Annotated in this window: 18 protein-coding genes; 11 read left to right on the forward strand and 7 right to left on the reverse strand. The window is 70.9% G+C overall.

Going from position 1 to position 16,623, the window contains the following annotated elements; translation table 11 throughout:
* Position 1: 1 nt before the first annotated feature.
* On the forward strand, positions 2-1,219 hold the full coding sequence (locus M4960_RS04255) for a glycosyltransferase (protein WP_248703531.1): 1,218 nt from the start codon (positions 2-4) through the stop codon (positions 1,217-1,219).
* 1 nt (position 1,220) lies between these two features.
* Positions 1,221-1,841 carry a uracil-DNA glycosylase gene (locus M4960_RS04260; RefSeq protein ID WP_248703532.1) on the forward strand — a complete coding sequence of 207 codons (621 nt, stop codon included), beginning with the start codon at positions 1,221-1,223 and terminating at the stop codon, positions 1,839-1,841.
* 22 nt (positions 1,842-1,863) lie between these two features.
* Here the strand turns inward: M4960_RS04260 and M4960_RS04265 are convergent, their stop codons facing one another.
* A complete protein-coding gene (locus M4960_RS04265) occupies positions 1,864-2,292 on the reverse strand; it encodes a hypothetical protein (RefSeq protein ID WP_248703533.1) in 429 nt (142 codons plus the stop codon).
* Between the two features lie 98 nt (positions 2,293-2,390).
* On the opposite strand from M4960_RS04265, the gene M4960_RS04270 reads away from it, so the two are divergent.
* Both M4960_RS04270 and M4960_RS04275 read left to right on the forward strand, forming a co-directional pair.
* Entirely contained in the window at positions 2,391-3,845 is a 1,455-nt protein-coding gene (locus M4960_RS04270; RefSeq protein ID WP_123292412.1) for an APC family permease, read from the forward strand.
* A 267-nt stretch (positions 3,846-4,112) separates the two neighbouring features.
* Positions 4,113-4,733, forward strand: coding sequence for a hypothetical protein (locus M4960_RS04275; protein WP_248703534.1), 621 nt, complete (start codon positions 4,113-4,115; stop codon positions 4,731-4,733).
* 28 nt (positions 4,734-4,761) lie between these two features.
* Here M4960_RS04275 and M4960_RS04280 read toward each other — a convergent pair whose 3' ends face one another.
* From M4960_RS04280 to M4960_RS04290, 3 genes are all read right to left on the reverse strand, one after another.
* The gene (locus M4960_RS04280) at positions 4,762-5,199 is read right to left on the reverse strand and encodes a hypothetical protein (RefSeq protein ID WP_248703535.1); all 438 of its coding nucleotides are present in this window, start codon (positions 5,197-5,199) and stop codon (positions 4,762-4,764) included.
* A gap of 318 nt (positions 5,200-5,517) precedes the next feature.
* A complete protein-coding gene (locus tag M4960_RS19870; protein ID WP_123292409.1) occupies positions 5,518-5,838 on the reverse strand; it encodes a hypothetical protein in 321 nt (106 codons plus the stop codon).
* A gap of 206 nt (positions 5,839-6,044) precedes the next feature.
* Positions 6,045-6,425 carry a hypothetical protein gene (locus tag M4960_RS04290; protein WP_111086844.1) on the reverse strand — a complete coding sequence of 127 codons (381 nt, stop codon included), beginning with the start codon at positions 6,423-6,425 and terminating at the stop codon, positions 6,045-6,047.
* 76 nt (positions 6,426-6,501) lie between these two features.
* Here M4960_RS04290 and M4960_RS04295 point away from each other — a divergent pair, with 76 nt between their 5' ends.
* Complete coding sequence (locus M4960_RS04295; protein WP_132100618.1) at positions 6,502-6,837, forward strand: hypothetical protein; 336 nt, start codon at positions 6,502-6,504, stop codon at positions 6,835-6,837.
* A gap of 6 nt (positions 6,838-6,843) precedes the next feature.
* Here the strand turns inward: M4960_RS04295 and M4960_RS04300 are convergent, their stop codons facing one another.
* A complete protein-coding gene (locus tag M4960_RS04300) occupies positions 6,844-7,335 on the reverse strand; it encodes a DUF427 domain-containing protein (protein WP_248703536.1) in 492 nt (163 codons plus the stop codon).
* 84 nt (positions 7,336-7,419) lie between these two features.
* Between M4960_RS04300 and M4960_RS04305 the strand changes: the two genes are divergently transcribed.
* On the forward strand, positions 7,420-8,847 hold the full coding sequence (locus tag M4960_RS04305) for an amino acid permease (protein WP_248703537.1): 1,428 nt from the start codon (positions 7,420-7,422) through the stop codon (positions 8,845-8,847).
* Between the two features lie 12 nt (positions 8,848-8,859).
* On the opposite strand, the gene M4960_RS04310 is transcribed toward M4960_RS04305, so the two are convergent.
* Complete coding sequence (locus tag M4960_RS04310; protein ID WP_123292404.1) at positions 8,860-9,057, reverse strand: hypothetical protein; 198 nt, start codon at positions 9,055-9,057, stop codon at positions 8,860-8,862.
* A 127-nt stretch (positions 9,058-9,184) separates the two neighbouring features.
* Between M4960_RS04310 and M4960_RS04315 the strand changes: the two genes are divergently transcribed.
* Positions 9,185-12,667 carry a DEAD/DEAH box helicase gene (locus M4960_RS04315; RefSeq protein ID WP_248703538.1) on the forward strand — a complete coding sequence of 1,161 codons (3,483 nt, stop codon included), beginning with the start codon at positions 9,185-9,187 and terminating at the stop codon, positions 12,665-12,667.
* A gap of 13 nt (positions 12,668-12,680) precedes the next feature.
* Here the strand turns inward: M4960_RS04315 and M4960_RS04320 are convergent, their stop codons facing one another.
* On the reverse strand, positions 12,681-13,457 hold the full coding sequence (locus M4960_RS04320; RefSeq protein WP_248703539.1) for an aldo/keto reductase: 777 nt from the start codon (positions 13,455-13,457) through the stop codon (positions 12,681-12,683).
* 56 nt (positions 13,458-13,513) lie between these two features.
* Between M4960_RS04320 and M4960_RS04325 the strand changes: the two genes are divergently transcribed.
* The 4 genes from M4960_RS04325 (at position 13,514) to M4960_RS04340 (ending at position 16,615) form a co-directional block, all read left to right on the forward strand.
* Entirely contained in the window at positions 13,514-14,461 is a 948-nt protein-coding gene (locus M4960_RS04325) for an HNH endonuclease family protein (protein WP_248703540.1), read from the forward strand.
* Between the two features lie 76 nt (positions 14,462-14,537).
* A complete protein-coding gene (locus M4960_RS04330) occupies positions 14,538-15,203 on the forward strand; it encodes a GPP34 family phosphoprotein (RefSeq protein WP_248703541.1) in 666 nt (221 codons plus the stop codon).
* A gap of 87 nt (positions 15,204-15,290) precedes the next feature.
* Complete coding sequence (locus M4960_RS04335) at positions 15,291-16,094, forward strand: SDR family oxidoreductase (RefSeq protein WP_111086996.1); 804 nt, start codon at positions 15,291-15,293, stop codon at positions 16,092-16,094.
* Between the two features lie 104 nt (positions 16,095-16,198).
* The gene (locus tag M4960_RS04340; RefSeq protein WP_248703542.1) at positions 16,199-16,615 is read left to right on the forward strand and encodes an SseB family protein; all 417 of its coding nucleotides are present in this window, start codon (positions 16,199-16,201) and stop codon (positions 16,613-16,615) included.
* Positions 16,616-16,623 lie beyond the last annotated feature (8 nt).

Raw genomic sequence — 16,623 nt, forward strand, 5'->3', positions numbered from 1 at the left:
GGTGAGCACGACGAGCGAACCCCTGCACATCGGGCTGGTGTCGCTGCACACCTCCCCCGGAGACGAACCCGGCTCGGGCGAGGTCGGCGGCATGAACGTCGTCGTCCGGCACCAGGCCGAGGCGTTGGCCGATCGTGGCCACCACGTCGACATCATCACGCGGCGTTCGGCGCCGACGCAGCCGGACTCGGTGTCGCTCGTGCCGGGTGTGTGCCTGCGGTTCCTGTCGGCGGGTCCGGCGGAGCCGGTGCCGAAGGGCGAGCACGACGCGTTCATCGAGCCGTTCCGCCACGAGCTCGAGCAGCTCGGGCCGTTCGACGTCCTGCACTCGCACCACTGGTTCTCCGGTGCCGCTGCCCTGCCGGTGGCCCGTGAGCGTGGCATCCCGCACGTGCAGTCGTTCCACTCGATCGCCGCCGACCCCGAGACGCCGTTGTCCGAAGGCGAGCGGCCTGAGTCCGCCGGTCGCATCACGGGCGAGCAGCAGCTGGCGCGCGAGTCCGATGCGGTCGTCGTGGTGTCCGAAGCCGAGGCGTCGACGGTCCGGACGAGGCTCGGCGGCGCCGACGCGCGGATCTGGATCGTGCCGCCCGGGGTCGACGGGTCGGTCTTCCGTCCGGCGGCCGCCGGTGCGCGCCGGGCTGCCACCCCCTACGTCGTCGCGGCGGCTCGCGTGCAGCCGTTGAAAGGGCTCGACCTGGCCATCGAGGCGATCGCGGGCATCAACCAGGAGGCCCGTCCCACCTTGGTCATCGCCGGGGATGCTTCGAGCGAGGCGGGTGACTACGTGGACGAACTGCGTCGGCTCGCCGCCGCGCGTGGCATCGCCGACCGCGTCACCTTCATCGGGCCGCAGTCGCGTGCCGACCTGGCGTTCCTGTTCCGTGGCGCGGCAGCCGTGCTGGTGCCGTCGCACTCCGAGACGTACGGCCTCGTGGCGCTGGAGGGCTCGGCGTCCGGGGTGCCGGTCGTGGCCGCGGCTGCCGGGGGGCTGCGTGAGGCCGTGGTCGACGGTGAGACGGGTGTCGTGCTCGAGTCCCGTGAGCCGTCGGTGTGGGCCGCCGAGATCGAGCGGATCCTGACGGACTCCGGGTACGCGGCCGCGCTGTCCTCGGCCGGGCGGGAGCACGCGGAGCGTCTGAGCTGGGAGCGGTCGGCTTCGGGGCTCGAGGACGTGTACCGCCGGGTGCTCGGCAGCGGGTCGCGGGTCGGATCGTGAGATGACGGCGTTCGACGCGTTCTGGGCAGCGCTTGACGCCGTGCCGGTGGAGGCGGACGCCGAGGCGCTGTACGATCTCGGTTCGGCCGAGGGGCGGCTGCGCCGGTCGAACCTGCAGCGGTACCTGGAGCAGTTCGGGCCGGCGGCGGACACCCTGCTCGTGGCCGAGGCACCCGGGTGGCGCGGCATGACGAACACCGGCATCCCGTTCACGAGCATGCGCGAGCTCGGGACGGACCTGTTCGGCGCCGACTACCTGGTGCCGCCGGAGCCGACCGCTCCGTGGGAGGCCTCATCACGTGTGGTGCAGGCGGCACTGTCCGACTGGACCGAGGCGCTCCCCGTGGCGTGGGCGATCTTCCCGCACCACCCGTTCGTCGCCCCGGACCGGCTGACGAACCGCACACCCCGTCCGGCCGAGGTGCGGTCGGGAGCATCGGTCGCCCTCGCACTGCTCGAGGCACTCGGTGGCGTCGACCGGGTCCGGGTGGTCGCGGTGGGGCGGAAGGCCCAGGGTGCGCTCGCGTTGGCCGGCATCGAGGCGATCGCCGTCCGGCACCCCGCGCAGGGCGGCGCGAAGCAGTTCACCGAGCAGCTGCAAGCGTTGGACCGCTCGCTGTAGTTCCCCGTGCCGGTTCCTCCGGTCAGGCTGAGCGGACCTCGACGCCCTTCGCGGCCAGGGCCTCGGCGACGTGGGCGGGCAGCGGCGCAGCTGCGTACACGGTGCGGAGTGCCGGCAGGTCGAGGACGTCGTCCCAGTTCTGCGGGTCGAAGCGGTCGTCGGAGCCCTCCCACCCGGGGTGCACGTCCTGGAGCACCTCGAGCTCGGTGTCGACGGTGATCTCCGTGACGAGGGACAGGTGCGACGGCAGGAGTTCCAGGCCGTCGTAGTACTCACGGGCCCGGTCGTCCTGGCCGTCGACGTCGAGGTCCTCGTCCGTCTCGTCGGCCGTTTCCGGGTCGTAGGGGTCGAGGACGTCGAGGTCGTAGCAGAGGACGTCGAGCACCAGCAGCTTCGCGTTGAAGTCGGCGAACTCGACGGGCTCTTCGGTGGTGTTCGACTCGTGGTCCATGGCCCGGAGAGTATCCGTCGCCGAGCGACCGTGTTGCGATCGCGAGAAACCTTCCTGTGGGACTAGACAGCAAGGCGTCTCGCGCGCAAGGGTGACGCATGGCCACCACCAAGACGGACCGACCACAGCAGGAGCAGCCCGAGCTCCGCAGGGTCATCGGTCCCAAGCTCCTGCTGCTGTTCATCGTCGGCGACATCCTGGGAACGGGTGTCTACGCGCTCACCGGTCAGGTCGCGGCAGAGGTCGGAGGAGCAGCGTGGCTCCCCTTCCTCATCGCCTTCGCGGTCGCCCTGCTGACAGCGTTCTCGTACCTCGAACTCGTGACGAAGTACCCGCAGACCGCGGGCGCTGCTCTCTACGTGCACAAGGCCTTCGGCGTCCACTTCATCACCTTCATCGTGACCTTCATCGTGATGTGTTCCGGCATCACCTCGGCGTCGACGGCGTCGCGGGCGTTCGCCGCCAACCTCGGTGTCGGGTTCGGCCTCGAGTTGCCGAACGCCGTCGTGATGCTCATCGCCATGGGCTTCATGCTCGCGGTGATGGCGATCAACTTCCGCGGTGTCAGTGAGAGCGTGAAGACGAACGTGGTCCTCACCCTGGTCGAGCTGTCCGGTCTCGTCATGGTGATCCTGATCGGCTTCTGGGCGATCGCGGGTGGCAACGCGGACTTCTCGCGGGTGGTGATGTTCGAGACCCCGGAGGACAAGACCCTGCTCATGTCGATCTCCACGGCGACGTCGCTGGCGTTCTTCGCGATGGTCGGCTTCGAGGACTCGGTGAACATGGCCGAGGAGACCAAGGACCCCTCGCGCATCTTCCCGAAGGTGATGCTCACCGGCCTCGGCATCACGGCCGTGATCTACACGCTCGTGTCGATCTGCGCCGTCGCCGTCGTGCCGATCGGTGAGCTCGCCGGCAACGAGACCCCGCTCGTGACCGTCGTGCAGACCGCCGCCCCGGACTTCCCGATCGCCGACCTGCTGCCGTTCATCTCGATGTTCGCCGTGGCCAACACCGCCCTGATCAACATGATGATGGCGTCGCGACTGCTGTACGGCATGAGCAAGCAGGGCGTGCTGCCGGGCTTCCTGGCCCGCATCTCCCCCGCTCGTCGCACCCCGTCGAACGCGATCGTCTTCACCACCGCGATCTCCCTGCTGCTCATCGGCTGGGTCTCGCTCGACCCGGACTCCCCGATCGTGGTGGTCCTCGGTGGCACGACCTCGCTCCTGCTGCTCACCGTGTTCGCCGTCGTGAACCTGACGGTGCTCGTGCTCCGCCGCGACAAGGTCGACCACAAGCACTTCCGAGCCGGCGTGATCATCCCCGTCATCGGCATCATCACGTGTCTGTGGCTCGTGCTGCCGTTCTCGTCCGGCCGCGACCCGCAGCAGTACCAGATCGCCGGTGCACTGCTGGCCCTGGGTGTGCTGCTGTGGATCCTGACCTGGTTCACGCACGGTCGCAAGCAGCCCGAGAAGGCCCCGACCGGCCTGGTCACCGAACCGACGAAGGTGCAGCACCCGCCGCACGACCACCGCGACGTCTGATGGACGCGACCGCCGTCATCTGGACGATCGTCATCGCCGCCATCGCGCTCGTCTCCCTGTCCGCCGGCGGATGGGGTCGGAGCAGGTCGCGCCGACGCCGACGCTGACGCCGCGGCTGACGGTCCTGGTGCACGAACCCCGTGTTCGGTGCACCAGGACCGTCAGTGCGTCACAGCGACCCCCGATCGGGCGGGTGCGGTTCCCAGGCGGCGCCCGTACGCTCGTCGTGCTCCGCCTGCCCCACCCCGTCCGTCGAGAGGTCCCGTCATGCGCCGTGTCGGCATCACGCTCGCGTCGGTGTTCGGCGCCGGCATCGTGGTCGTCGGGATCGGGGTCGTGGTGCTCGTCGTGATCGCGGTCAACTCGATCGCCGGCATCGCGAAGTCCAGCGCCGCCGACGCCACCCCCACGTGCCCGAAGGTCGCCTCCAAGACCGTCGGCGGCATGGTCGTCCCCGCCGGCCCCATCGCGGGCTTCTGCCAGGACCGCCTGGTGAACGCCGCGTCGGTGATCCAGGCCGCGAAGGCGGTCGGCATCGGGCCGCACACCCAGGCCGTCGGGGTCATGACGGCGATCGGCGAGTCGAGCCTGGTGAACCTGGACCACGGCGATGCCGCGGGACCGGACAGCCGCGGCCTGTTCCAGCAGCGCGACAACGGCGCCTGGGGCACGTACGAGCAGCGGATGGACCCGTACACGGCGGCGTCGATGTTCTACGCGAAGCTCGTCAAGGTCCCCGGCTGGAAGGCGATGACGCCGACGCAGATGGCGCACGCGGTGCAGATCAACTCCGACCCCGAGCACTACGCGAAGTCCTGGCCCGCGGCGAAGGCCGTCGTCGAGGGGCTGACAGGCGAGACCGTGCCCGACACCGCGCCACAGGGCTGACCGGGCACGAGACCGCCGGGCCCGCCGGTCACGCGACGTCCTCGTCCTGGTCGTGCTCGTCGAGTTCGACCATCGCGGCCCCGCCGTCGTGGACGATGACCTGTGCCCGCAGCCGGATCGCGTGCTCGTCGAGGGCGCAGGCGCACGCATCGACCCACTCCCAGTCGACCGGGTGCACCCGGTCGACACCGGGCCGCTCCCACGCGAGGACGACGTCGACCGCGCCGAGCTGACCGACGATCTCGGAGATCAACGACGCGAAGTCACTGACGTGCTCGTCTGGTTGGTAGGGCAGGTCCGCGATGGGCAGCAGGAACGGGATCGACATCCCGAGCTCGTCGAGGAACACCACCCAGCACTGCCGGCGCACCGGGCGGTCGACCAGGGCGGCGACGAGTTGGACGACGTCGTCGTCGGTACGGACAGGGGTTCGGATCAGGCGGTCGAGGGTGTCGGTGTCAGGCATGACTCCAGCGTCGCGAACCCGGCCCGCCCGCCGACGGCCGCCGTGTGCATCTGTGGACAACCTCGCCGCCGCAGCCACCTGTGGAGGACGACCTTGAGGCCGCGAGCCGTCCGACTTCGGCGATCGCGACGCCCCCGCGGTCGTCGCGGTGCACGGGTTCGACCAGCGCGAGAAGGACGCTGGACGGGCCTCCAGTCCGAACCCGACCGGCTCGGCGAGGTTCCACGACGTGCCGCACGCTGATCCCCGAGGTTCCAGACCTCGACGAACAGGGCGCCGACATGCCGAGATTTCGGAACCTCGGGACGGCAGCACCCCTCAGATGCCGTGCGTCACCGAGCTCTCGATGAGGAGCAGCGCCGCGAAGAACACCGCGACGACGGCGGCCATCCCGACGAGCACGACCGGCCATGCCAGCCGACGCCGCACCAGCCGCAGGATGCACACCACGATCGAGGCGACCAGCACCAGCGCGATCAGGATCGGCCCGACCGTCACGACCGAGTCACCGAGCCCCACGTTGCAGGTGTTCCCCGGGGCAGCGCACGACACGAACGCCAACGACATGAGCTTGATGCCCCACCCCGCTGCCAACGCTTCGAGCGTGAGCACCACGAGCAGGGCGATGGAGGCGACCATGTCCGCGACGCGGCGGCGGCCTGCCAGGGGGTGGCGGGCCTCCCGTCCGAACCGTGCCGGAGCCGACCCGAGCGGATCGAGACGCGCCCCCGGAACCGACTCCGGACCCGGACCCGGACCCGGACCCGGACCCGGAACAGACTCCGGCCCGGACCCGGGAGCCGAACCGGCGTCGGCCGGACCGGACGACCGGGCGGGCGCGTCCATCAGGACCGCCGGCCGCGCGTGGACCAGAGGGCTGCGGCGATGAGCAGCGGCTGCCCGAAGAGGCGCGCGACGCGCTTCTCGTCGGTGTCCAGGCCGAACGCGTCGCGGCGGTTGACCCACTGCGACAGGTTGCCCGGGAAGATCACCGTGAAGAACAGTGCAGCGACGGAACCGACGAAGCGCCGGGCCGGCTTCGGCGCGAGCACGAGGGCCGAACCGAGGGTGATCTCGGCCACACCGGAGGCCAGCACGGTCGTGTCCTCGGACAGCGGCACGAACTCCGGGACCTGCGCCGTGAACTCCTTGCGCGCGAAGGTGAGGTGACTCGTGCCGGCGAACACGAGCGCCAGGCCGAGCAGGACGCGGAGGAAGGAACGCATGCCTCCATCGTGCCTGCTCCCGGGCGACGGTGCTCGCACGTGTACGGAACCCGACCGGCTCGGTACATTCAGACGCATGGGAGCACCCTCTCGGGACCACGAACCGCCAGCAGCCCCCGCGACCTTCGCCGTGCTGCTCGGCCCGGTCGCGTTCTACCTCGGCATCATCGTGCCGGCGCAGGGCACGGTCCGGCACGTCCTGCTCGGTGCGGCATTCGGCGTCGTCTGCGTGCTGAGCGGCTGGCGGGCGATCGTCATCGCCGGTCGCCGTCGCCGGGCGGTGCAGGTCTGGGCCTGGATCGGCATCGTGATCGGTGCCGCCGGGCTGGCCATGATCGTCTGGCAGCTGCTCGTCATCGCGACCGCCGGGGCGTTCCCGCCGCCGTTCTGGTCGCCCTACGCGAACCGCTGACGCGGGTCACCAGCCGAGCGTGCCCGGCGCACCCTTGAACGGGCCGACGACGTCCGACGTGATCCAGCCGCCGTAGAAGTCGCCGTCCTGCGACTGCACGACCTCGCCGCCGACCTCGCACGAGTCCATCGCCGACGGGTAGATCGCGACGCGGTCCCGGAGCGACTCGTACCCCGACTCGGGCGTCGGGTAGTTCCACGCGGCGCGGCTCGCGACGGTGCCGTCCCCGCCGACCACGTCGAAGTACCGCGCCCGGCCCTTGAACTCGCACATGCTCGACCCCTGCGCGGGGCGGAGGTCGAGGTCCGCCATCGGCAGGTAGTACACCGGCGGGTGCGAGGTCTCGAGGACGCGTACCGCATCGGTCGTGTCGGCCACGACGGTGCCGCCGAACCGGACGACGACGCGGGCGGTGACGGGCTCGACGACGGGCGGGCGGGGGTAGTCCCAGACCGATTCCTGTCCGGGGCCGGGTTCGATCCGTGTGGGATGGCGCATGGGATCGTGTCTACGCCGAACGGCTGCGGTCGGGCTGCGGGCGCGCGCGAAACCCTGAGCCGCCGCAAGGTGCACCATGGGCGGGTGACGACGACGACACGCACGCTCTTCCGACGGAAGCCCATCGAGACGATCGATGACGACACCGGAGCCGAGGGTGGCCTGAAACGGCACCTCGGCCTCTGGCAGCTCACCGCGATCGGCATCGGCGGCATCATCGGCGCGGGGATCTTCACCCTCGCCGGCACCGTGGCGAACGGCGTCGCCGGTCCCGCGGTCCTCATCAGCTTCCTGGTCGCCGGCGTTGCGAGTGCCGCCGCAGCGTTGTCGTACGCCGAGTTCGCCGGCCTCATCCCGAAGGCCGGCAGTGCGTACACGTACGGCTACGCGGTCCTCGGCGAGATCGTCGGCTGGTTCATCGGCTGGGACCTGCTGCTCGAGTACACCGCGATCGTGGCGGTGGTCGCGATCGGCATCTCCGGCTACGTCGGGTTCATGGTCGGCCAGTTCGGCATCGACCTGCCCGCGTGGATGCTCGGCGCCCCCGGCACCGGCGACGGCCACGTGATCGACGTCTTCGCGATCATCCTGTGCCTCGTCACGGCGTTCGTGCTGACCCGCGGCATCCGCAGCGCCGCAAGGTTCGAGTTCGTCGCCGTCGGCATCAAGGTCGCGCTCGTGGTGCTCATCGTCGTGCTCGGCGTGTTCCACATCAACAGCGCGAACTACTCCCCCTACTTCCCGTTCGGCTTCGGTGGCGTGATGACCGGTGCCGCGACGGTGTTCTTCGCGGTGTTCGGCTACGACGCCATGTCCACCGCGGCCGAGGAGTCCGTCGACGCCCGCAAGCACATGCCGAAGGCGATCCTGCTGTCCCTCGGCATCTCGATGGTCCTGTACGTGCTGGCGACCCTGGTGCTGACCGGGATGCAGAAGTACACGGACATCGACCCGGCCTCGGGCTTCTCGTCGGCGTTCGCGTCGGTCGGCCTCGGTGGTGTCGCGAACGTCATCGCGATCGGCGCCATCGTCGGCATCGTCACGGTGCTCGTCACGTTCATGCTCGGCGCCAGCCGCGTCTGGTTCTCGATGAGCCGTGACGGCCTGATGCCGAAGTGGTTCTCGAAGACGGACCCGAAGCGCCACGTCCCGACGCGCGTCACGTGGATCCTCGGCATCGCATCGGCGATCCTGGCGGGCGTCCTGCCGATCGGTGTCGTCGCGGAACTCACGAACATCGGGATCCTGCTCGCGTTCGTGGTGGTCTGCTCCGCGGTGATCGTGCTCCGCTACCGCCAGCCCGACCTCGACCGCCAGTTCCGGCTGCCGTTCATGCCCGTCATCCCGATCATCGGCGTCATCGCGTCGCTGTGGCTCGTGACGTTCCTGCAGTGGGAGACGTGGGTGCGGTTCGCGGTCTGGTTCGCGATCGGCCTGGGCGTGTACTTCGGCTACTCGCGGAAGCACAGCAAGCTGGCGGCCAGCGAGCCGACCGACGCGACGAAGCCGTAGCGAGCAGGCGCCCTAGCGTCCGCTCCAGCGCACCCAGCCCTGCACCTGCGCCGCAGCGCTCTCGAGCGAGGAGTGCGCCCCGTTGATCGAGTGGTCCGGCGAGTCCACCGTGAACTGGTCCGTCCGGGTGACGTCGCAGACGACCTCGGAGCCGAGCCACACGTTCCAGTGGTCTGCGGAGTCGTGCACCCACCGCAAGCGGTCCGGCATGAGCGTGTCCAATCGAGTGGAGAGCGGCGAGCAGTCGTCGCCCGTCCACGCAGACGGTAGCCCTGCTCGATGTGTGCCGTTCGGGTCGGCGGCTCCGCGCGTCGGTGGCACCTGGCACGATTGACCCGTGCCAGCAGCCCCGATGATCGACGCCGTCGACGTCATCCGTTTCGTCGGGCCGCAGACCTTCGGTCGCGCGCGCGACGTCGTGCGTGCCGGCCTGGTCGACGATGCCGTCTGGAACGCCGACGACGGCACCGTCACGGCGACCGTCTCCGGCACCGCGGACGACCCGTACGAGTGCCGCATCGACATGACCGTGGCGCGCGGCGACTTCATCCGCCCGGTCCGCAGCACGTGCAGCTGCCCCCTCGGCGGCGACTGCAAGCACGTCGCCGCCGCACTGCTCACCATCAACGCGCGTGCCCTGGCCGCCAACGCCGGCCCGCGTCCGGAAGCGCCGGCTCCGCCGCCCTCGGACTGGAGGCACGACCTCGCCCGCCTCGCCGGTGACGACGAGCAGGCGGTCGCCCCGCAGGGCACCCGGATGGGTCTGCAGTTCGAGTTGCGTGACGCGGTCCCCGCCGCCCTCGCGGCCCGCGCCCGGGCCGCCGGCCGAGCCCTACCGGCGCCGTCCCGCACGGTCCGGCTCGGGGTCCGGCCCGTGACCCGGAGCGACGCCGGCAACTGGGTGCGCGGGCAGCTCACCTGGGGCACGCTCCCCTACTCGCAGAACCGCCTGGGCCTCGGCGCCGAGCAGCACGGGTGGTTCATGCAGCTCGCGGCCCTGCACCGTGCCGGCCAGCTCGCGGGGTTGCCCGGCGAGAGCGACTGGCTGCACCTCGACGACTTCCGCAGCCCGCTGCTGTGGCCGTTGCTCCGGCAGGCGTCGGGGCTCGACATCGCCTTCGTGACCGGCAAGCGCGAGGGCGGAGTGGTCCTCGGCGAGCAGGCCCAGGTGCTGCTCGATGTCTCCCGGCCCGGTGTCGCCCGGCACGACGACGCCGTGGTGATCGGTGCGAGCGCGGTCCTCGACGGCCGCCCGGTGGTCCCCGGTGCAGCGCGGATGGTCGGCGACCACGGCGTGTACGTGTTCCGCGAGAGCCCAGAGTTCACGGTCGGGCTCGCACCGACCCCGGCGCCCGTGCCCGAGGACCAACGGCGCATGCTCCTCGAGGGCACCCGCATCACGGTGCCGACGGCCGAGGTCGACGAGTTCCTGGCCGACTGGTCGCCCCGGCTGCGCGGTGCCCTCGGGCTCGTCAGCTCCGACGGGTCGGTCGAGCTGCCCGAGCGCACCCCGCCCGAACTCGTGCTGACGGCGACGTTCGAGCCGGCCCGGGCACCCCGCACCGACGACCGGGTGCACCTGCACTGGCGCTGGCACGTCGACGGGCGCAAGGACCCGGTGTCGCTGCACGGCCCGCTTCCCGACCTGTCCGGGCTCCGCGCCGCGGACGATCCAGCCAGCACCGACGACCGAGCCAGCGCCGACGACCCGGCCAGCACCGACGTTCCGGCCGGCACCGAGGCGGCGACCGCCGACGCGGACGTGCCAGCGGCCCTGGAACCCGCCACGTCGACAGCGCGAGCCGACGACGCGACGTCTGGCGAGCCTCCCGTCCGCCCTGCCGGACCCGGTGGCGGACTGGACTGGTTCCAGGACGGCACCATCGACGGGGCCGACGTCGCGGTGTTCGCGAACGAGTTCCTGCCCGAGTTGCCGGCGCTCGGCGTCCGCACGGTGGTGCAGGGTGAGCGCCTCGACTACGAGCGGTTGAGCGGGCGGCCGCACATCCGCGTCACGACGATGCCGTCGGACAAGCACGACTGGTTCGACCTCGGCATCATCGTGAGCGTGAACGGCAAGCAGATCCCGTTCACCCCGCTGCTCACCGCCCTGGCCGGTCGGCAGCGGCGGCTGAAGCTCGTCGACAACTCCTACTTGTCGCTCGCCGATCCCGCGTTCGACCGGCTCAAGGAACTCATCGACGAGGCTCGCGACCTCGACGAGTGGGAGCCCGACCAGCCGATCCAGGTGACGCCGCTGCAGGCCGGGCTGTGGACCGAGTTCGACCTGCTCGCCGACGAGACCTCGCACGACGAGCGCTGGCAGGCGATCACCGTGGGGCTGATGGGGGCGACTCCCCCGGGTGACGTCCCGGTGCCGGACACCGTGCACGCCGAACTGCGGCCGTACCAGCACGCCGGGTTCGCCTGGCTGTCGTTCCTGGCGGCGCACGGCATCGGCGGGGTGCTCGCCGACGACATGGGCCTCGGCAAGACCCTGCAGGTGCTCGCGATGGTCGCCGCGCGCCGTGCCGCCGAGCCCGACGGGCCGCCGTTCCTCGTCGTCGCGCCGACCTCGGTCGTCGGCAACTGGGTGGCCGAGGCGGCGAAGTTCACGCCGTCACTGCGGGTGGCGGCCGTCACCTCGACGTCGCTGAAGGACCCCGGGCTCGTCGCCCGCACGGCCTCGCAGGCCGACGTCGTCGTCACCTCGTACGCGCTGCTCCGGCTCGACTCGCAGGCGTGGACCGACCTGCCGTGGTCGGCGCTCGTGCTCGACGAGGCGCAGTTCGTGAAGAACCCGCAGTCGCAGACCCACCGGGTGGCGTCCGAGCTGCAGGCACCGGTGAAGTTCGCGATCACCGGCACGCCGCTCGAGAACGGGCTGACCGACCTGTGGGCGCTGTTCCACATCGTCGCGCCCGGGCTACTGTCCACCTGGACCCGGTTCGGCGACGACTACGTGAAGCCGCTCGCCTCCCCCGAACTCCGGGGCGAAGCGCGCCAGCAGCTCACCGCGAAGCTCCGGCGTCGGATCCGGCCGCTCATGCTCCGCCGGACGAAGCAGGCCGTCGCCGCCGACCTGCCGCCGAAGCAGGAACAGGTCGTCCGGGTCACGCTCGACCCCGCGCACCGCGAGCTGTACGAGCGCACGCTCAACCGCGAGCGACTGAAGGTCCTCGACCTGATCGACGACCTGTCGAAGAACCGGATGATCGTGTTCCGGTCGCTGACGCTGCTGCGGATGCTCGCGCTGTCGCCGGCGTTGGTCTCGAGCGGGTCGGACTCGCCCCTGTCGCCGTCGACGCCGATCCCGTCCGCCAAGCTCGACCTGCTGCTCGACGAACTCGAACAGCTCGCGGCCGAGGGCCGACGCGCCCTGGTGTTCAGCCAGTTCACGTCGTTCCTGCGGATGGTGTCCGATGCCCTCGACGAACGGGGCGTCGGCTACGAGTACCTCGACGGCTCGACCCGCAAGCGCCCCGAGGTCATCGAGCGCTTCCGGCAGGGCACCGCGCCCGCGTTCCTCATCTCGCTGAAGGCCGGCGGCTTTGGGCTCACCCTGACCGAGGCCGACACCGTGTTCGTGCTCGACCCGTGGTGGAACCCCGCCGCCGAGTCCCAGGCCGTCGACCGAACCCACCGCATCGGGCAGACCCGGTCGGTCAGCGTGCAGCGTTTCATCGCCGAGGACACCATCGAGGAGAAGGTCCTGGCACTCGCCGCGCGCAAGGCCGAGCTGTTCGCCACGATGATCGACGACGACGCCCTGTTCGCCGACGACCTGACCGCCGACGACATCCGCTCGCTGCTCGCCTGACGCGCCGGAGCGGTCAGGCGAGCGCGTCGATCGCCGCGACCTCGTCCGCCGACAGCTCGATGCGGGCACCGGCGGCGTTCGACCGGATGCGCTCCGGGTTCGACGACTTCGGGATGACGACGAAGCCGTGCGCGACGTGCCACGCGACGATGACCTGGGCGCTGTCGGCGTCGTGCGCGGTGGCGATGTCGAGCAGCGTCGGGTCCTGCAGGTTGCTCGCCTTGAAGGGGCTGTAGCCCTCGAGCACGACCCCACGCTCGGACAGCCCGTCAGCGATCGTCTGGTCGTACTCGACCGGGCTCCACTTGATCTGGTTCACGGCCGGGGTGGTGCCGGTCGCGGTGACGAGCTCGTCGATCTGGTCGAGCGAGTAGTTGCTCACACCCACGGCGCGGGTCAGTCCGTCGGCCTGTGCCTGGACGACCTGTTCCCACACGTCCGGGCGGGCCTCGCCGTTCGGCGGCCAGTGCACGAGCCAGAGGTCCAGGTGGTCGAGGCCGAGCTGGTCGAGGCTCTCCTCGATCGTCTCGCGCACGCGGTCGGTGTTGTCCGGCGGCAACTTCGTCGTCACGAACACGTCGTCGCGGGCGAGGCCGGACTCGGCGAGGGCCTTGCCGACACCGCGCTGGTTGCTGTAGCCGGTGGCGGTGTCGATGTGGCGGTACCCGGCCGCCAGTGCTTCGCCCACGGCGGCGGGGGCCTCGCCGTCGGGGATCTGCCAGGTGCCGAAGCCCAAGAGCGGCATCGACCCACCGGTGACGGACACGGACGGATTCGCGTAATCGGTCATGCGGACCTGTCTACGCCGTGGCCGTTCGGCCGTTCCGAGCGTGGCGGTCCACGGCCATGTCCGAGGTCTCCGCCATGATCGTCGAGGCCACCCCGGCCGGCCCCACTGCAACACCGCACCACCGCACCGCTGCACAGCTGCACCACCAGGAGTTCCACGCACCCATGACGTCCCGCCGACGCCGCCGCACCCGCATCAGCCTCACCTCCGTCCTCGTCGTCCTGGCCCTCGCGGTCGGTGGCTACGCCCTCGACGCCACCGGCGTCCTCGGGCCGGACGCCGACGCCGACGCCGCAGCCGGGCCAACGGCGGTCGCCACGGCCACGGTCGGCACCGAGAGCGACGCACCGGAGCCGAGCCGGGCCTCCAGTCCGACGGGTCCGAAGGGTCCGACGGATCCGACGGATGCGACGGATGCGACGGATCCGACCGTCAGCACGTCGACCGACACCGACGCTGCGGACGCCCGCGCGCTCCTCGCCACGCTGCCCGTCAAGGGCAAGGCCGCCGGCACCGGCTACGACCGCACCGGCGAGTTCGGCAGCGCGTGGATCGACGTCGACCACAACGGCTGCGACACCCGGAACGACGTGCTCGCGCGCGACCTCAGCGGCATCGTGCGGCAGGGGCCGTGCAAGGTGGTGACCGGCACGCTCGTCTCGCCGTACACCGGGGCGACGATCGACTTCGTGCGCGGCAACACGACCTCGACCCTCGTGCAGATCGACCACGTCGTCGCGCTCGAGAATGCCTGGCGCACCGGTGCCCAGCAGCTCAGTCAGTCGGAGCGGGAGGCCCTGGCGAACGACCCGTCGAACCTGTTCGCCGTCGACGGCCGATCGAACTCGCAGAAGCGCTCGGGTGACGCCGCGACCTGGCTGCCCGCGAACAAGGCCTTCCGCTGCACGTACATCGAGCACCAGGTGTCCGTGAAGGCCGAGTACCGACTGTGGGTCGCGCCCGCCGAGCGCGATGCGATGGAGCGGGTGCTCGGCGCCTGCTGACGTCAGGCGGTCTGCAGCCGCTGAGTGTCGACCTGGAGGCCCGGCGCACCTCCGCCCCGCGTGGCAGGCTGCGGACATGGCTGAGCAACTCACGGTCCCGCAGGCGTTCGCGCTCCTCCAGGTCGAACCCGACGGCCGCAAGTCCCTCGACGGGCAGACGCTGGACACCGGTCTCGCGGGAGCGGTCCTCGCCGACCTGGCGCTCCGCGGTGCCGTCTCGCTGCAGAACGGCCTGGTCACCGTCGTCGACGGCGCCGCCACGGGCGACCCGGTGCTCGACGGTGTCGTCGGCTCGATCGCGGCGTCCGGCGCGCCGCGCGAGGCGAAGTGGTGGGTGAGCCGGCTCGGGAAGCAGCGGCTCCGCGACGACGTCTTCGCCGGACTCGTCGAGCGAGGGATCATCAGCGTCGAGCAGGGCAAGGTGCTCGGGCTCTTCCCCACCACGAAGCACCCGGAGCGCGACGGAGCCCCGGAGGCACTGCTGCGATCCGCCATCGCGGACGTCCTGGCTCGGCGGGCGGGCCCGACACCGTTCTCCGCTGCGGTCATCGGGCTGCTCGACGCGACGAACACGCTCCGCAAGCAGTTCGGCGCCGTCGACAAGGGCCTGGTGCAGGAGATCACGTCGGGTACCTGGGCGAGCCCGGCGGTGAAGGCCGTGCTCGAGGAGATCCAGGCCGCGGCGATGATCGTCATCATGGCGGCGACCACCGCGACGACGACCACGGTCATCACGAGCTGAGGTCGGCAGGCAACCCCTGATCATCCTGCAAAACGACAGGTGTAGCCTAAAGGGAATTCATCGTCGAAGACCTCAGGAGGCCTCCCCATGCCCGAAACCAGCACCAGCACGTCCCGCTTCGCCGACCGCGTCGTCCTCATCACCGGCGGCGGCTCCGGCCTCGGTCGCGCCACCGCCGTCCGCCTGGCCGCCGAGGGCGCTGCGCTCTCCCTCGTCGACGTCTCCGAGCAGGGACTCGAGGCCTCGAAGGCCGCCGTGCTCGAGGCCACCCCCGACGCACAGGTCCTGACCACGGTCGCCGACGTGTCCGACGAGGCCCAGGTCGACGCCTACGTCGCAGCCACCACCGAGCGCTTCGGCCGCATCGACGGCTTCTTCAACAACGCCGGCATCGAGGGCAAGCAGAACCCCACCGAGTCGTTCACCGCCGCCGAGTTCGACAAGGTCGTGTCGATCAACCTGCGCGGCGTGTTCCTCGGGCTCGAGAAGGTCCTCAAGGTCATGCGCGAGCAGGGCTCCGGCATGGTCGTGAACACCGCGAGCGTCGGCGGCATCCGCGGCATCGGCAACCAGTCCGGGTACGCCGCCGCCAAGCACGGCGTCGTCGGCCTGACCCGCAACTCCGCCGTCGAGTACGGCCGCTACGGCATCCGCATCAACGCCATCGCCCCCGGAGCCATCTGGACGCCCATGGTCGAGAACTCGATGAAGCAGCTCGACGCGGAGAACCCCCGCAAGGCCGCCGAGGAGTTCATCCAGGTCAACCCGACGAAGCGCTACGGCGAAGCCCCCGAGATCGCCGCCGTCGTCGCGTTCCTGCTGTCCGATGACGCGTCCTACGTCAACGCGACGGTCGTCCCGATCGACGGCGGGCAGTCGGCCGCGTACTGAGCCGCACCGGTCCGACGCCCGGCGCACCTCCTCGTGCGCCGGGTGACGACCTGGAGGCGCAGCTCGGCCCCGGCGTGTCCGTCCAGCGTGACAGCATGGTCGGCGTGAGCAACGACGAGACGAACGGATCCGCCTTCGGCCGAGGCGTCGACAAGGCCCCGCCCACCGCGGCCGCCGAACTCCGCCGCCGGATGGCAGCCTCGCCGGCGGGCTTCCTGCGCAGCGCGGCGTGGGTGCCGTGGAAGCCGGCGGGCGGTCCGGAGGCGGGCAGCGTCGCCCACGTCATGATCCGTGACAAGCCGTTCGTGCCCGTCTTCACCGACCCCGCCGAACTCTCCGCTGGCCTGCCCGAGGCCGAGGGGCGTCCGGTTCCGATGTCCGAGCTCGTGACCGCCCTGCCCGAGGAGTTCGGCATCGTGGTCGACCCCACGAGTGCGGCCGAAGCGAACTTCCTGCACGCCGACGTCCTCGCCCAGATGCGGGTCCAGATGCAGGGTGGGGTCCCGACGGCTGACGACTGAGGCCCTTC

Source organism: Curtobacterium sp. MWU13-2055, from assembly GCF_023242305.1.
Classification (GTDB): Bacteria; Actinomycetota; Actinomycetes; order Actinomycetales; family Microbacteriaceae; genus Curtobacterium.